Origin of the sequence: Maribacter huludaoensis (assembly GCF_029350945.1) — a bacterium.
GTDB lineage: Bacteria > Bacteroidota > Bacteroidia > Flavobacteriales > Flavobacteriaceae > Maribacter > Maribacter huludaoensis.
In genome coordinates this window covers 1,142,035-1,156,595 of sequence record NZ_JARKMS010000001.1, presented here as the reverse complement: position 1 = coordinate 1,156,595, position 14,561 = coordinate 1,142,035, and the positions used below count along the sequence as shown (strand labels likewise).

The following is a 14,561-nucleotide window of genomic DNA, read 5'->3' as shown; positions in this document are numbered from 1 at the left end:
AGTAGAAATAATATAGGCTTCAAAAGTATAATTATGGGCGAAATTACTTCTACATATGAAAGCAATCCTATTTTGGATAAACTTCCATCACATTTAAGGCAATACATTAAACCTCAAAACTATGAGGAATACACCCCTATAAACCAAGCTGTTTGGAGATATGTGATGCGAAAAAATGTAGATTACCTTAGCCAAGTTGCCCATAAATCATATACGGAAGGCTTACGTAAAACAGGCATCTCTATAGACAACATCCCAAACATGTACGGCATGAACCGTATATTAAAAGATTTAGGCTGGGCCGCCGTCGCTGTAGATGGCTTTATTCCGCCCGCCGCTTTTATGGAGTTCCAAGCCTATAATGTTCTAGTTATAGCCTCTGATATTCGCCAATTAGAGAATATTGCCTATACCCCTGCCCCAGATATTATTCATGAAGGAGCGGGCCATGCGCCTATTATTGCCAACCCTGAATATGCTGCATATTTAAGGCGATTTGGTGAAATTGGCTGTAAAGCTATATCCAGTGCTAAAGATTTTGAATTATACGAAGCTGTACGCCATTTATCTATTATCAAAGAAGCTAAAGGCACACCAATAGAAGAAATTCAAAAGTCTGAAAAGCATATTGAATTTCTTCAGGATAATATGGGCGAACCCAGCGAAATGGCGCTTATTAGAAACTTGCATTGGTGGACCGTGGAATACGGACTCATAGGAACTTTAGAAGACCCTAAGATTTACGGAGCGGGACTTTTATCCTCTATTGGTGAAAGCCAGTGGTGCATGACAGATAACGTAAAAAAACTGCCTTATTCCATTGAAGCGGCAAGAACCTCTTTTGATATTACCAAACCTCAACCACAACTTTTTGTTACTCCAGATTTTGCTTTTTTGAGTCAGGTTCTTGAAGACTTTGCAAATACAATGGCTTTACGAAAGGGCGGACTTTCAGGTTTACAGAAACTTATAGACTCAAAAGAACTAGGAACAATTGAACTAAGTACTGGATTACAAGTATCCGGTAATTTTGAATCATTGATTTCTCATGAAGGCAAACCTATATACTTTCAAACCAAGGGTAAATCTGCTTTAGCATACCGAGAAAAAGAGTTGGTAGGTCAAGATATCAATCAGCATGAAACCGGTTTTGGATCACCAATAGGACGACTTAAAGGTATTAATATACCTATTGAGGATATGAGTCCGCGCGACCTTAAAGCATATAAGATTTATGAAGGTGAAATTGTTTCGTTAGATTTTATTGGTGGAATCAATGTTACCGGTAAAATAGTTACCGGCACACGTAATCTTCAAGGTAGAATTATCTTAATTACTTTTGAAAATTGTAAGGTAACCCATAATGGAACAACACTTTTTGAATCTAACGATGAATTGTACAATATGGCAATTGGTGAAGACATAGTTTCCGCCTACCATGGTCCCGCAGATTTGCATAGTTTTGACCTTTTAGACCATTCCCTAAGCCCTAGCAGTCTTAGCGAAGATGAAGAAAGTTTAAATGAACTAGAATCTTATTATAAGACAATCAGGGATTTTAGAGAGGGAAAAAATACCATTGTTTCTAGAACAAAAATTTTTCAGGAAATACAGGAAAAATACCCAACAGATTGGTTATTGCCCGTGGAAATTTATGAACTGGCCATAAAAAGTAATGATGACAAACTAGCAAAAAATATAGAACAGCACTTGGAAAACATTAAACTTGACCAACCGAAACTTGGGCAATTAATTGATGACGGATTAGCATTAGCTACGGTAAAATCCCTGGCTTAATTTCTTGCAGTGTCTCTAATGATTCAATGGTCTGATCTTGGTAGGTTAATTGCCAACCCATAGAATTGGTAAGAATATAGAACTTCTGCAGCTCACTAATTAGTCTATTCTCCGCATTGCCCAATAATGCAGAAGCTTGTACTTTTTTCATTAATGATGCATTTACCGTTTTCTTTATTTTATTATAATCGGTAGCATCAAACTGGTTCAAATAATCTGCGGTAACGTCGTAGTATTCAAAATCTGGATTCAGATTAATTTCTGCTTCTGGTATGCTTTTAATTTTTAACGTTTTGGTTGCCTCATCAACTTCAAATTCTATCTTACTTAAATCATAAGCTACCGTTACATCTGCATTTACCACAACCAATGCCTTTTTTTCTGCCCGCAATAACGGACCAAAAAGTTCTTTTGAATCTTTATAATTGTACACCTCCGCAAAATGCCCCTCAGTTACCACCAACTTGGAAACGTTGGTGATTTCTTGTTGAATGAGCATGGAGTTTTCTTTAAGAATAGATTTATCTTCTTTACCATCATTGCAGGAACGAACCACCAATACAATTGCTAAAGTAATTAGAACGCCTGCAATAAATTTTTTCATGCCTTTGAAATTTTGAAATCCATAAATGGATACGCTTTCTGTATATACGTAATCTTTCTACGTAACGATGTTAAAAATTTTTGATGTGCTTCACTATTCGGATTAAAAGGTCGATGTTGCAATCCACGTTGAATTTCATCAACTTTTTTCATGTGATCGTCCATACTATCCTTAATCCAAACTAATCTAAACTTCTCCCAGATATACTCTATTGCCAACTCATTGGGGTGTATCATATCTTTGGCGTAAAAACGATAATCACGCAACTCATCCATCATTAATTCATAACTAGGAAAATAAGATACCCTATCCTCATTTAAAACCTGATGAATAGCGGCAATAAGATGCGCTTTACTTCTTTGATTCTCCAGAAATCCATCCTTTAAATGCCTAACAGGTGATACCGTAAATATAAATTGTACTGTAGGACTTACAGATTGCACAAATGTGATAACTCGTTTTAAACTCTGTGCCACCTCTTCTACGCTTAACAGCTCTTTAGTAAAATTTGACTGCGGTACTTTATGGCAATTTGCTACAACTTTATTGCTAGAAGTCTTGCGGTACACCCAAGCGGTACCTAAAGTGATAATGATATGACTAGCTGTATTTACTTGCGTTGAAGTTCTACTTATTGCATTATTTAAATCTGTAATAATTTGTGCTTTGGACGGATTACTTAAGCTAGAATGCGCATCAAAACTATGCCATTGTTCATTCTGGTTAAACACATCTTTTTCTGTAAATAATTCTTGATTGACCGACTTTTCAATTATCCTTTCAATTGCCAAAGGATGAAACAATATCCCAAACGGGTTCTGTATTCCTTGAAATTTGTAATACGATAGCTTAGCCCCTATATTTTCAGAAAAACAAGAGCCCAACAATAATAACTGACTAGAGTAGTCAATAGGATTATTAGCTTTGGAGAACGGTATTTCAGTTAAGAGATTCATTTTGGTCGTTCACTCTCATTTAACTTATGAAACAGTTGATATGGATAAATCTCATAAATTACATTATCCTCATTTATAGTATTATCTCCATATTCAAAAGCTTTCTTCTCCCATTCCGCACCTTCTTCATTTCCCAATTTGGTCATACTTCTACCCTTAAAATAAAGTGCTTCGGCAAAATTTTCATAAACCTTTAATGACATTTCAAGTGAAGTAATCGCGTCTTTGTAATTGCCTAGTTCAAAATCTGCAATACCCAAATAATACCAATCCAAATAGTGACAGGCTTCTTGCGGAGGATCATTAGGAAAATCTTTAAACTGCTGCTCTTTACTTAGCAACAAAAACTCTTTTGCTTTAGAGAATTTATTTAATTGAAGATAATCCAGACCAATGTAAAAGTTATAGGTATGATCCATAACATACCCATCGCCAAACTCTTTTTTGGCTCTCATAAATTCAGAAATCGATTTTATATAATCTTTTGAGAAAATACAGTTTATAAAACCGCTATAATCCAAATACTTTTCCGGGTCGTACTCAACAGCCTTCTCTAAAAATGGTTCTCCTAATTGGTATTTTCTAGTTTTATATAGCGGCATTGCTTTTTGTTGCCATAGCCAAGCGCTCTCTGGCATAATTGCTAATGCAGAATCTAAATACTGTTGATGTTCCAGCGAATGCATCGGGCTTTGAAAAGATTTCTCTACATACTCCCTAATACGCACAGAATCTATACCTGACAAGACTTTTTTCTCTACCTTTTTATCATCTTTTTCAGACTCTACCTTTTTATCCGAAAGGTTACAAGAGGAGATAAACAGCAATAAGATGACATATTTTTTCATAAAAAATCGCAATATTAAGCCCCTCAATTAATACAACCAAGGTATTATTATTTTCATCTTAAGGATGATAATATTACCCCAAATAACTCTCTGCTTTTGCCAAAGCCTCATCAATACCACTAGGGTTTTTACCGCCTGCAGTGGCAAAGAAAGGTTGACCGCCACCGCCGCCTTGAATATACTTACCAAGCTCACGAACAATTGTCCCGGCATTTAATCCTTTTGAGGCAACCAGTTCTTTAGATATATAACAGGACAATAAAGCTTTACCATTTTGCTCTGTACCGAACAGTAAAAACAAATTATCTTTATTGCCGCCCATTTCAAAACTAAGGTCTTTAATACCAGCGGCATCTAAATCTATCTTTTTAGCTAGAAACTGCACTCCGTTGATTTCCTTAAGTTCTGAAAGTAAATCACCTTTTAGGTTTTTTGCCTTATCCTTAAGTAATTCAGCTACTTGTTTTTTAAGGCTGCTATTCTCTTCCTGTAAACTTGAAACCGACTTTAACGGATCTTGGCTATTGCCTAAAACATGTTTTATTTCTGATAGCAATTTGTCATTATCAGTATGAAGGTCTTTAACGGCATCACCGGTAATTGCTTCTATTCTTCTAATACCTGCCGCAACGGCGCCCTCTGACTTTATTTTAAATTGCCAGATATCTCCCGTATTCTTTACATGTGTTCCTCCACATAATTCTATGGATTGACCAAAACGAATGGTTCTTACCGCATCTCCATATTTTTCTCCAAATAACGCCATAGCGCCCTCTGCTATCGCCGTTTTCATTGGTACGTTTCTTTCTTCTTGAAGCTGTAATTGTCCGTCTATACGAGCATTCACAAAATTCTCAACCTCCTGCAATTCTTCTGGTGTCATTTTAGAAAAATGAGAAAAATCGAATCGTAAATATTTTGAATGTACCGAAGACCCTTTTTGCTCTACGTGCTTACCCAAAACTTCTCTTAATGCCTGATGCAACAAGTGCGTTGCCGTATGGTTAGCTTCAGTTCTGTTGCGTTGCTTTTTATCTACGACCGCTTTAAAACTTTCATTTAAATGCTTTGGTAGGTTCTTGGCAAAATGAATGATCTCATTATTCTCTTTCTTGGTATCGGTAATATAAATAACATCGCCATGTGCATCTTCTAAATACCCTTTATCACCAACTTGACCACCGCCTTCAGCATAAAAAGGGGTGAGATTAAACACCAGTTGATATTGTGTACCTTCTTTTTTGGACGTTATTTTTCTGTATTTGGTAATCTTTACCTCAACATCAAGCATATCATAACCAACAAACTCTTGCTCGTTATCCTCTTGTAAAACCTCCCAATCTTCTTTAGATACGGACGATGCGGATTTTGACCTATTTTTCTGCTTCTGCATTGCGGCATCAAAGCCAACTTCATCTAACTCATATCCTTTTTCACTAAGAATCAATGCAGTTAAATCTATTGGAAATCCGAAAGTATCATATAGCTCAAAAGCCTTTCCGCCATCTACGATTTTTCCTTTGGTATTCTTTATGATGGTATCTAAAAGCAATAAGCCCTGATCCAAGGTTTTCAAGAAAGAGTATTCTTCTTCTTTGATCACATTTTCGATCAGTTGTTTTTGTTCTTTCAATTCCGGGTAAGCTGCACCCAAAGAATCCGTTAAAACATTTACCAAACGGAACATAAAAGGTTCTTTGGTATTTAAAAAGGTGAATCCGTAGCGTACCGCTCTTCTTAATATTCTTCTTATTACATAACCGGCACCTGTATTACTTGGCAACTGACCGTCTGCAATAGAAAATGCCACCGCGCGAATGTGATCACTGATCACACGAATGGCTATATCAATTTCTTCATTTTTCCCATAATCGGAATTTGTTATGGTTTCTATTTCTCGTATTAACGGCGTAAATATATCTGTATCATAGTTAGATTGTACTCCTTGTAAAACCATACAAAGACGTTCAAACCCCATTCCTGTATCCACGTGCTTAGCCGGCAAACTCTCTAACGAACCATCCGCTTTGCGGTTGTATTGCATAAATACCAGGTTCCAAATTTCCACTACCTGCGGATGGTCTTGATTTACCAAACTTGCACCAGATACTTTTGCCTTTTCTTCTTTTGAGCGAATATCCACGTGGATCTCGGAACATGGCCCACACGGTCCTTGGTCGCCCATTTCCCAAAAATTATCTTTTTTGTTCCCCATGATAATTCTATCCTGCGGAACAATTTTCTTCCATAGCCCAAACGCTTCTTCATCCATATCCAATTGATCGGCATCTTCACTACCTTCAAAAACTGATACGTACAAACTATCCTTATCTATTTTAAATACTTCGGTCAACAATTCCCATGCCCATGCAATAGCCTCTTCTTTAAAATAATCGCCAAAGCTCCAGTTACCCAACATCTCGAACATGGTATGGTGATAGGTATCTTTACCTACTTCCTCCAAATCATTATGTTTACCACTTACACGCAAACATTTTTGAGTATCTACCACTCTTGAGCTCTTAGGCTGAGTAATACCCAAAAAGTATTCTTTAAACTGGTTCATGCCCGCATTTGTAAAAAGCAGGGTCGGGTCATCTTTTATGACCATAGGTGCAGAAGGCACTATTTTGTGTTCTTTACCTTTGAAAAAATTCAGAAATTGAGTTCTTGTTTCTTTGGAATTCATCTAAAATGCTAAGCTTTTACAAATTTTAACGGTTTCTATAAAACTATCTTTATATTTGTTTGTTCCCTAATAATTGAAAAAACAAAAATAGGATAAATAACATTCATGTCTAAGGTAAAATACTATTACGACCCAGACACGCTGTCGTACCGTAAAATAGAACCCGAAAAATCTAAACGTTATAGAAATATAACCTTCTTTATTTTGGGCTCCTGCCTTTTTGGATTGTTAGGCTTAATACTTCTTCTCAACACCAATCTTGTCAATACCCCAAGAGAACTTTCTTTATCTCGTGAAGTAAAGAACTACGAGCTTCAATACGAGTTGCTGAACAAAAAAATGGAACAGATAGAAGAAGTTCTGGGCAATATTGAAGAACGCGACAATAATATCTACCGTTTATATTTTGAGGCCAACCCCATACCAGATGAGCAGCGTAAAGCCGGTTTTGGCGGTATTAACCGTTACAAATCTTTAGAAGGCTTCAACAATTCAGAGATGATAATATCTACCACCAAAAGGCTGGATATCATAAAAAAACAGATGGCCATACAATCAAAGTCACTTGATGAGATTACAAAATTGGCAGAGGAAAAAGAAAAATTGTTAATGTCCATTCCCGCTATACAGCCAATCAATAATGAAGATTTAACCCGTATGGCTTCAGGATATGGTTGGCGCTCAGATCCATTTACAAAAGCAAGAAAAATGCACTATGGCATGGACTTCACTGCACCTAAAGGAACACCTATATACGCCGCTGGTGATGGTAAAATAACCAGAGCAGACAATAATTCTTCCGGGTACGGAAAACATATTCGCATAGAACACGGCTATGGATACCTGAGCCTTTATGCGCATTTAAGTCAGTACAACGTTAAAAAAGGACAGAAAGTAAAACGAGGCGATCTAATAGGCTTTGTAGGTAGTACAGGCAGGTCCGAAGCTCCACACTTACATTATGAGGTTTGGAAGGACAAAGATCGTATTAACCCTATCAACTTCTATTACGGAAGTTTATCGCCCGAAGAATTCGAGAACATGCTTAAATTTGCTAATCAAGAAAATCAATCATTGGATTAATGCAGATAGACCTTCCAGAAAAAAGATATTATGGCATTGGCGAGGTTGCCCGTGCTTTTGGTGTAAACGCCTCGTTAATTCGTTTTTGGGAGAAAGAATTTGATGTGCTCCAACCTAAAAAAAATGCAAAGGGAAACAGAAAATTCACCCCTCAGGACATTAAGAACCTCCAATTGATCTATCATTTGGTAAAAGAAAGAGGCTTTACTCTTGATGGCGCAAAAATTCACCTTAAAGAAGAAAAGCAGAAAACGCTTTCCAATTTCGATATCATTCAAAAATTGGAGCGTGTAAAAGCGGAACTAAATAAAATTAAAGACCAATTATAACACAACCATTATGAAAAAAGGATTAATCGCACTAATCGTTATCGCCGTCATAGCATTTGGACTATACCAATGGGGCGTAGGCTTCAACAATACCGCTGTAGCACTAAAAGAAACTTCTACAAAAACCTGGGCAAATGTTGAAAGTGCATATCAACGTAGAAATGACCTAATAGGCAACCTTGTAAAAACTGTACAAGGCGCTGCAGATTTTGAAAGAGGTACCTTAACAGATGTAATCGAAGCTAGAGCAAAAGCTACTTCGGTGAGTATTGACCCAACCAATATTACACCACAACAATTAGAACAATTCAACCAAGCACAAAGTGGGTTAAGCGGAGCATTAAGTAAATTATTGGTGACCGTAGAACGCTATCCAGATTTAAAAGCAAATCAGAATTTCTTGGAACTGCAATCCCAATTAGAAGGTACCGAAAATAGAATAAACGTAGCACGTGACAGGTTTAACGCAACAGTAGAACCTTACAACCTGCATATTAAAAAATTCCCGAATTCTATTTTGGCAGGTTTTTTAAATTTTGATGAACTAGCCTATTACAAGGCTGATGCAGGTTCAGAAAATGCACCAGATGTAGATTTTGATTTTGAATAACAACCTATGTCCAGAGTAGAAGATTTTTTATCGGCAACAGAAGAGCAAAAGATAGTAGAAGCTATTCTTAAAGCTGAAAAGAATACTTCTGGCGAAATTAGGGTACATATTGAGGGGCACACACGTAAAGATCATTACGAGCGCGCTAAAGAGGTTTTCCATCTATTAAAAATGGATAACACCAAACAAGAAAACGGGGTACTGATCTATGTTGCCGTAACCGACAAGAAATTTGTAATCTGTGGCGATAAAGGGATAGACAACGTTGTGCCCAAAGATTTTTGGCAGACTACCAGAAATAGTATTCAAACACATTTTGAAAAGGGAGCTTTTAAAGACGGACTAGTTGCCGGCATTTTAAAAGCTGGCGAAGAACTAAGAAGTCATTTTCCTTGGCAATCAGATGACACCAACGAACTAAGCAATGAGATATCTAAAGGTTAGCCTTGTAATTCTTTTTCTTTGGTGCACTCCGTCATGGAGCCAGTTTGAGATACCCGAAAAACCAGCCTTACAAACCAGTGTTTACGACTATACCAATTTACTGAGCGATCAGCAAAAAGTAGCTTTAAGCCAAAAATTAGTTAGGTATTCGGACAGTACTTCTACCCAAATTGTAATTACCATTATTGCGAGCACCAATGGTGAGAACATTAATTATTTGGGTGCCAACTGGGGGCAAAAATGGGGAATTGGCCAAAAAGGAAAAGACAATGGTATTCTTATAATTTTAGCCGAAAACGACAGAAAAGTTGCTATTAGTACCGGTTATGGCGTAGAAGGTTTACTTACTGACGCCCTGTCCAAAAGAATTATAGAAAACGTGATTCTACCGGAATTTAGAGTTGGAGATTACTATGGAGGGCTAAACAAAGGATCAGATGTGATTTTTCAAGTATTGAACGGTGAATTTCAAGAAGACCGAACATTTGGCGATAATGGCGGCACTCCACTCTCTTCTTTTCTACCATTTATCATTTTTTTGGTAATACTTTTCATTTTATGGAGTCGTAAAAATGATGACAATGACAGAAATGGTGGCAGAAGGCACAGAGGACTAAGCCCATGGGATATGATTATTCTCAGCAACATGGGACGCTCTAGCGGTTCTAGTGGCGGATTCGGTAGCGGCGGAGGCGGAAGCTTTGGCGGCGGTGGATTTGGAGGAGGTTTCGGCGGCGGCGGCTTTGGCGGCGGCGGTGCTTCTGGGGGGTGGTAGTTTTTTTTCCAAAAAATTACTAAGTCTGTTTTATCAAAAATGTTTAGTACAATTCAGAAGCTATTCCCCTCCCGGCATGGGCTAAGGATGGGTTGCTGTTTGTGAGTTTGTTGTAATCTTCATCATCACAGTACCCACCCCTCTGTCCCCTCCCCAGAGGGGAAGATTACGTTTTTTTGTTTTGAGATTGTTGAGCGCCGGGAGCAATGTTCCCTCAAATATCATTTAATCTGCCTTATCTAAAATTTTTAATACAAGTCAAAAACTGTTCCCCTCTCGGGAGGGGCTAATGGTGTGTTGTTGTTTAAAACTCAAAAAAAAAAAAAAAAAAAAAAAAATGACCAAACAATACTGCTTAACATAATTGTTTGGTCATTTTCAATTTTACAATTGAAGATTAGAATAAAATCTTTATTTCTTCCTCATAAATACTGTAATAGGCACCCCAGTAAAATCATACTCTTCACGTATCTTATTCTCTAGATAACGCTTATATGGCTCACGTACATATTGCGGCAGGTTACAAAAAAATGCAAACTGCGGATACGGAGTTGGTAATTGCGTACAAAATTTAATCTTAACAAACTTCCCTTTATATGCCGGTGGTGGATAATTTTCTATTATAGGCAACATTGTTTCATTGAACTTACGGGTAATAATCTTTTTATTACGATTATTATATACCTCAACTGCAGTTTCTATTGCCTTAAAAATACGTTGCTTTGTCAATACAGAAACAAAGAGAATTGGCACATCTGTAAATGGCTCAATAGCTTTTTTAATTTTATCGGTATAATGCTTTATAGTATTGGTCTCTTTATCCTCTACCAAATCCCACTTATTCACAAGAATTACAATCCCCTTGTGGTTACGTTGTGCTAGCCAGAAAATATTTTCTACCTGACCGTCAAAACCTCTTGTGGCATCTAACATTAAAATACAAACATCGCAATGCTCAATTGCCCTAACCGAACGCATTACGGAATAGAACTCCAGATCTTCCTTCACTTTTGCCTTACGACGAATACCAGCGGTATCAACTAGGTTAAATTCAAATCCGAATCTATTATATTTTGTATCAATGCTATCTCTTGTCGTACCTGCAATATCGGTCACAATATATCTATCCTCCCCAATAAGTGCATTTATAAATGATGACTTACCGGCATTAGGCCTACCTACAACGGCAAATCTTGGCAGATCACTTTCCTCTTCTACAACATCTGGCAACTTTTCTACCAAGGCATCTAACAATTCTCCAGAACCACCTCCATTTATACTAGATAAGGTATAATACTCACCAAGGCCCAAAGAATAAAACTCAACAGCATCCTCAGCTCTTTTGGCATTATCAACCTTGTTGACCGCCAAAAAAACAGGCTTCTTGACCCTTCTAAGTAACTTGGCAACATCTTCGTCCATACCGGTAACACCAGTTTCAACGTCTACCATAAAAATAATGGCATCAGCTTCTTCGATCGCCAATTCAACTTGCCTATCAATTTCCTTTTCAAAAACATCATCACTACCTACAACATATCCGCCGGTATCAATAATTGAAAACTCTTTTCCGTTCCAATCACTTTTACCATAATGGCGATCACGTGTAACACCGCTAACGGCATCAACAATAGCCTCGCGTCTTTGAATTAATCTATTAAAAAATGTTGATTTCCCTACATTAGGTCTCCCTACAATGGCAACAATAGCACCCATAGCTTAAATTTGCCGCAAAGGTAGTATAATCCGAACAATAGTTGCCTGATTAGCTTATCTATATATAAAATTTAGAAAGACTTTACTTATTATACCCAAAGCGTTTTAACTGACGTGCATTACTACGCCAATTCTTGTTCACTTTTACATATAATTCAATGTGCACCTGTTTGCCAAAAAACTTCTCCAAGTCTTTTCTAGCCTCTACCCCTACTTTTTTTAAGGCAGAACCTTTATGACCTATTATAATACCTTTTTGAGAATCTCGCTCAACCATAATAACAGCTCGCATACGAATGATATCTTCATCTTCAAAAAACTCTTCGGTCTCTATCTCAACAGCATACGGAATTTCCTTTTTGTAGTTCAATAAGATTTTCTCCCGGATCGTCTCATTTACAAAAAAACGTTCTGGCTTGTCCGTTAATTGGTCTTTTGGATAATATGCCGGAGACTTAGGCAACAACTCTATTATACGTTCAAATACACCTTTTATATTAAAATTCGATAATGCAGAAATAGGATGCAACTCTACACTTGGCAACATTTCTTGCCAGTATTGCACTTGCTCTTCCAATAATTCTTGCGTAGCCGTATCTACCTTGTTCAACAATAATAATACGGGAATTTTACTGTTCTTTATTTTTTCAAAAAAAGCTTCATCTTTTAGAGCCTTTTCCCCTATCTCTACCATGTACAAAAGCACATCGGCATCTTCAAAGGCCGATTTTACAAAATCCATCATACTGCTCTGAAGCTGATATGCCGGCTTAATAATACCAGGGGTATCCGATAAAATCATTTGAAAATCATCCCCATTTACAATTCCTAAAATACGGTGCCTTGTTGTTTGTGCCTTTGATGTTATTATGGATAATTTTTCACCCACAAAAGCATTCATCAATGTTGATTTGCCAACATTAGGATTACCAATTATATTTACGAAGCCCGCCTTATGATCTGCCATCTCTATATTTTAATATATATTTCTTCAATTCTACATTTACCTTAGGAGCCAACAAAAGTACGGCAATCATATTAGGAATTACCATTAGTGCATAAGACAAATCAATTAAATTCTTAACCAGCTCTAACGAAGCAACTGCCGCAAAAACAATCATAATCACAAAATACCAGTTATACAACTTGCCTATTTTAGCATTGGTCAAAAAGGATAAAGATTTTACCCCATAGTAAGAATAGGTGAACAAAGTAGACAATGCAAATGCAGTTACTATAACCATTAACAGTACGTCTCCCCAACCGAACAAGGTTTTTTCAAATGCCGATAAGGTCATTACAATACCACTAGAATCTTCTAAATACGCTCCACTGAGAATAATTACGATTGCCGTAAATGTACATACCAAAATAGTATCTATAAACGGCCCCAACATAGCCACCAAGCCTTCGCGAATTGGTTCATCGTTTTTTGACTGACCGTGATACATTGGTGCGCTACCCAAACCGGCCTCATTTGAAAACATTGCCCTACGGACACCAATAATAACCAATCCCCAAAAGCCGCCAGTAGCCAAAGATTTAAAGTTCCAAGCTTCAGTAAATATCATTTTTAAAGCAGGCAATATTTGACCAGAATTCATAGCCATTACAGCAATAACCGCTATTAGATATACCGCAACCATGAACGGAACTATGGCAGAAGCGACTTTTGCAATCTTTGTTAATCCGCCGAAAATTACAAATGAGGTAATCACGGCCAAAATAAGTCCTATAGTCCATTTCCAATTCTCATCGCTCATTTCTATTATTGTTGAACCAGGTTCAACTACACTCATAAATGTTTCTGTAAACTGGTTCGCCGTGAAAACACCTAAAAACCCGAATAACCCACAAACCGCAAAAAAAATAGCCAACGGTCTAGCTTTTTCTCCCAGTCCTTTTGTGATATAGTACATGGGACCACCTTGTAATTTACCGTCTGAATCTGTACCACGATACATAATTGCCAAACTACAAGAGTAAAATTTGATACACATACCTATTAATGCTGTCATCCAAATCCAAAAAACCACTCCCGGTCCACCATCATGTATGGCTATTGCCACCCCAGATATATTCCCCAAGCCAACTGTAGCAGCAACTGCGGCCGACAGTGCCTGAAATGAGCTTACCTCACCTTTAGAATTTTTATTATCATATTTACCTGCGGTAATAGCAATGGCGTGACCGAAAAAACGATAGGGCATTAGTTTTGAATAAAAAACTAAAAAGAGTCCGCCACCTATCAACAAAAGAAACATTGGCCATTCAGTATACGGTAGCGCGCTGGCTATAAAATCATTAATTGTATCCATAAAATTGCAAAAACCGAAGTTATGGATTTAATGTTTTTTAAAGGATATAGCTCTTGAAAAATATTCTTTAAATAAGTTTTGAAAATATAGAAAATGTGTTGTATATTTGCACCCCGCTACGAATAGTAGCAAACCTTTATCTCGTCAGCGTAATGACCTGAAGTTGAAAACAAGTGAGATAAAAACCCATATCGCGGGGTAGAGCAGTAGGTAGCTCGTCGGGCTCATAACCCGAAGGTCGCTGGTTCGAGTCCAGTCCCCGCTACTAATAAAATCAAGCCTTTCAAGAAATTGAGAGGCTTTTTTTATGCTTGGGTACAACATAGGTACAACATTTCTTTGTTTTGCTAATCAAAATAAAAATTATCATTATTTGACATTAAAAACAGTCA

At 37.2% G+C, this 14,561-nt stretch carries 13 protein-coding genes and 1 tRNA gene; 7 read left to right on the top strand and 7 right to left on the bottom strand.

All coding sequences use genetic code 11. The features are described from left to right. Positions 1 to 33 precede the first annotated feature (33 nt). Positions 34 to 1,797, top strand: a complete 1,764-nt coding sequence (locus PXC01_RS04990; RefSeq protein ID WP_276471216.1) for an aromatic amino acid hydroxylase — start codon at positions 34 to 36, stop codon at positions 1,795 to 1,797. On the opposite strand, the gene PXC01_RS04985 is transcribed toward PXC01_RS04990, so the two are convergent. The 4 genes from PXC01_RS04985 to alaS all read right to left on the bottom strand — a co-directional run bounded on the left by PXC01_RS04985 (position 1,775) and on the right by alaS (position 6,894). Next, entirely contained in the window at positions 1,775 to 2,401 is a 627-nt protein-coding gene (locus PXC01_RS04985) for a DUF4230 domain-containing protein (RefSeq protein ID WP_276471215.1), read from the bottom strand. The two genes, PXC01_RS04990 and PXC01_RS04985, sit on opposite strands and share 23 nt — an antisense overlap. Beyond that, positions 2,398 to 3,357, bottom strand: a complete 960-nt coding sequence (locus tag PXC01_RS04980; protein WP_276471214.1) for a GSCFA domain-containing protein — start codon at positions 3,355 to 3,357, stop codon at positions 2,398 to 2,400. The genes PXC01_RS04985 and PXC01_RS04980 overlap by 4 nt, the downstream gene beginning before the upstream one ends. Next, positions 3,354 to 4,205 (bottom strand): tetratricopeptide repeat protein, encoded by an 852-nt coding sequence (locus PXC01_RS04975; RefSeq protein ID WP_276471213.1) that lies wholly within the window; start codon positions 4,203 to 4,205, stop codon positions 3,354 to 3,356. The genes PXC01_RS04980 and PXC01_RS04975 overlap by 4 nt, the downstream gene beginning before the upstream one ends. Positions 4,206 to 4,278: 73 nt before the next feature. Continuing rightward, positions 4,279 to 6,894: an alanine--tRNA ligase gene (gene alaS / locus PXC01_RS04970; protein ID WP_276471212.1), complete on the bottom strand. Its 2,616-nt coding sequence runs from the start codon at positions 6,892 to 6,894 to the stop codon at positions 4,279 to 4,281. A 105-nt stretch (positions 6,895 to 6,999) separates the two neighbouring features. Between alaS and PXC01_RS04965 the strand changes: the two genes are divergently transcribed. From PXC01_RS04965 to PXC01_RS04945, 5 genes are read left to right on the top strand one after another with little or no spacing between them, the layout of a single operon-like run. Next, a complete protein-coding gene (locus PXC01_RS04965) occupies positions 7,000 to 7,977 on the top strand; it encodes a M23 family metallopeptidase (RefSeq protein WP_276471211.1) in 978 nt (325 codons plus the stop codon). After that, positions 7,977 to 8,306 (top strand): MerR family transcriptional regulator, encoded by a 330-nt coding sequence (locus tag PXC01_RS04960; protein WP_058105223.1) that lies wholly within the window; start codon positions 7,977 to 7,979, stop codon positions 8,304 to 8,306. The genes PXC01_RS04965 and PXC01_RS04960 overlap by 1 nt, the downstream gene beginning before the upstream one ends. Before the next feature lie 10 nt (positions 8,307 to 8,316). Then, complete coding sequence (locus PXC01_RS04955; protein WP_276471210.1) at positions 8,317 to 8,916, top strand: LemA family protein; 600 nt, start codon at positions 8,317 to 8,319, stop codon at positions 8,914 to 8,916. A 6-nt stretch (positions 8,917 to 8,922) separates the two neighbouring features. Next, complete coding sequence (locus PXC01_RS04950; RefSeq protein WP_276471209.1) at positions 8,923 to 9,360, top strand: TPM domain-containing protein; 438 nt, start codon at positions 8,923 to 8,925, stop codon at positions 9,358 to 9,360. After that, positions 9,341 to 10,135, top strand: coding sequence for a TPM domain-containing protein (locus PXC01_RS04945; protein WP_276471208.1), 795 nt, complete (start codon positions 9,341 to 9,343; stop codon positions 10,133 to 10,135). The genes PXC01_RS04950 and PXC01_RS04945 overlap by 20 nt, the downstream gene beginning before the upstream one ends. 411 nt (positions 10,136 to 10,546) lie before the next feature. On the opposite strand, the gene der is transcribed toward PXC01_RS04945, so the two are convergent. The 3 genes from der to PXC01_RS04930 all read right to left on the bottom strand — a co-directional run bounded on the left by der (position 10,547) and on the right by PXC01_RS04930 (position 14,169). After that, positions 10,547 to 11,851: a ribosome biogenesis GTPase Der gene (gene der, locus PXC01_RS04940; RefSeq protein ID WP_058105219.1), complete on the bottom strand. Its 1,305-nt coding sequence runs from the start codon at positions 11,849 to 11,851 to the stop codon at positions 10,547 to 10,549. A gap of 82 nt (positions 11,852 to 11,933) precedes the next feature. Beyond that, complete coding sequence (gene era, locus PXC01_RS04935; protein ID WP_276471207.1) at positions 11,934 to 12,818, bottom strand: GTPase Era; 885 nt, start codon at positions 12,816 to 12,818, stop codon at positions 11,934 to 11,936. After that, the gene (locus tag PXC01_RS04930) at positions 12,805 to 14,169 is read right to left on the bottom strand and encodes an alanine/glycine:cation symporter family protein (protein WP_276471206.1); all 1,365 of its coding nucleotides are present in this window, start codon (positions 14,167 to 14,169) and stop codon (positions 12,805 to 12,807) included. The genes era and PXC01_RS04930 overlap by 14 nt, the downstream gene beginning before the upstream one ends. Before the next feature lie 192 nt (positions 14,170 to 14,361). Between PXC01_RS04930 and PXC01_RS04925 the strand changes: the two genes are divergently transcribed. Continuing rightward, a tRNA-Met gene (locus PXC01_RS04925) sits at positions 14,362 to 14,434 on the top strand. Positions 14,435 to 14,561: the final 127 nt, after the last annotated feature.

Coding starts and splice junctions, on each gene's coding strand:
- PXC01_RS04945 (WP_276471208.1), top strand. CDS start 9,341: ATGAGATATCTAAAGGTTAGCCTTGTAATTCTTTTTCTTTGGTGCACT.
- PXC01_RS04980 (WP_276471214.1), bottom strand. CDS start 3,357: ATGAATCTCTTAACTGAAATACCGTTCTCCAAAGCTAATAATCCTATT.
- PXC01_RS04990 (WP_276471216.1), top strand. CDS start 34: ATGGGCGAAATTACTTCTACATATGAAAGCAATCCTATTTTGGATAAA.
- PXC01_RS04975 (WP_276471213.1), bottom strand. CDS start 4,205: ATGAAAAAATATGTCATCTTATTGCTGTTTATCTCCTCTTGTAACCTT.
- der (WP_058105219.1), bottom strand. CDS start 11,851: ATGGGTGCTATTGTTGCCATTGTAGGGAGACCTAATGTAGGGAAATCA.
- PXC01_RS04960 (WP_058105223.1), top strand. CDS start 7,977: ATGCAGATAGACCTTCCAGAAAAAAGATATTATGGCATTGGCGAGGTT.
- PXC01_RS04930 (WP_276471206.1), bottom strand. CDS start 14,169: ATGGATACAATTAATGATTTTATAGCCAGCGCGCTACCGTATACTGAA.
- PXC01_RS04965 (WP_276471211.1), top strand. CDS start 7,000: ATGTCTAAGGTAAAATACTATTACGACCCAGACACGCTGTCGTACCGT.
- alaS (WP_276471212.1), bottom strand. CDS start 6,894: ATGAATTCCAAAGAAACAAGAACTCAATTTCTGAATTTTTTCAAAGGT.
- PXC01_RS04985 (WP_276471215.1), bottom strand. CDS start 2,401: ATGAAAAAATTTATTGCAGGCGTTCTAATTACTTTAGCAATTGTATTG.
- PXC01_RS04950 (WP_276471209.1), top strand. CDS start 8,923: ATGTCCAGAGTAGAAGATTTTTTATCGGCAACAGAAGAGCAAAAGATA.
- PXC01_RS04955 (WP_276471210.1), top strand. CDS start 8,317: ATGAAAAAAGGATTAATCGCACTAATCGTTATCGCCGTCATAGCATTT.
- era (WP_276471207.1), bottom strand. CDS start 12,818: ATGGCAGATCATAAGGCGGGCTTCGTAAATATAATTGGTAATCCTAAT.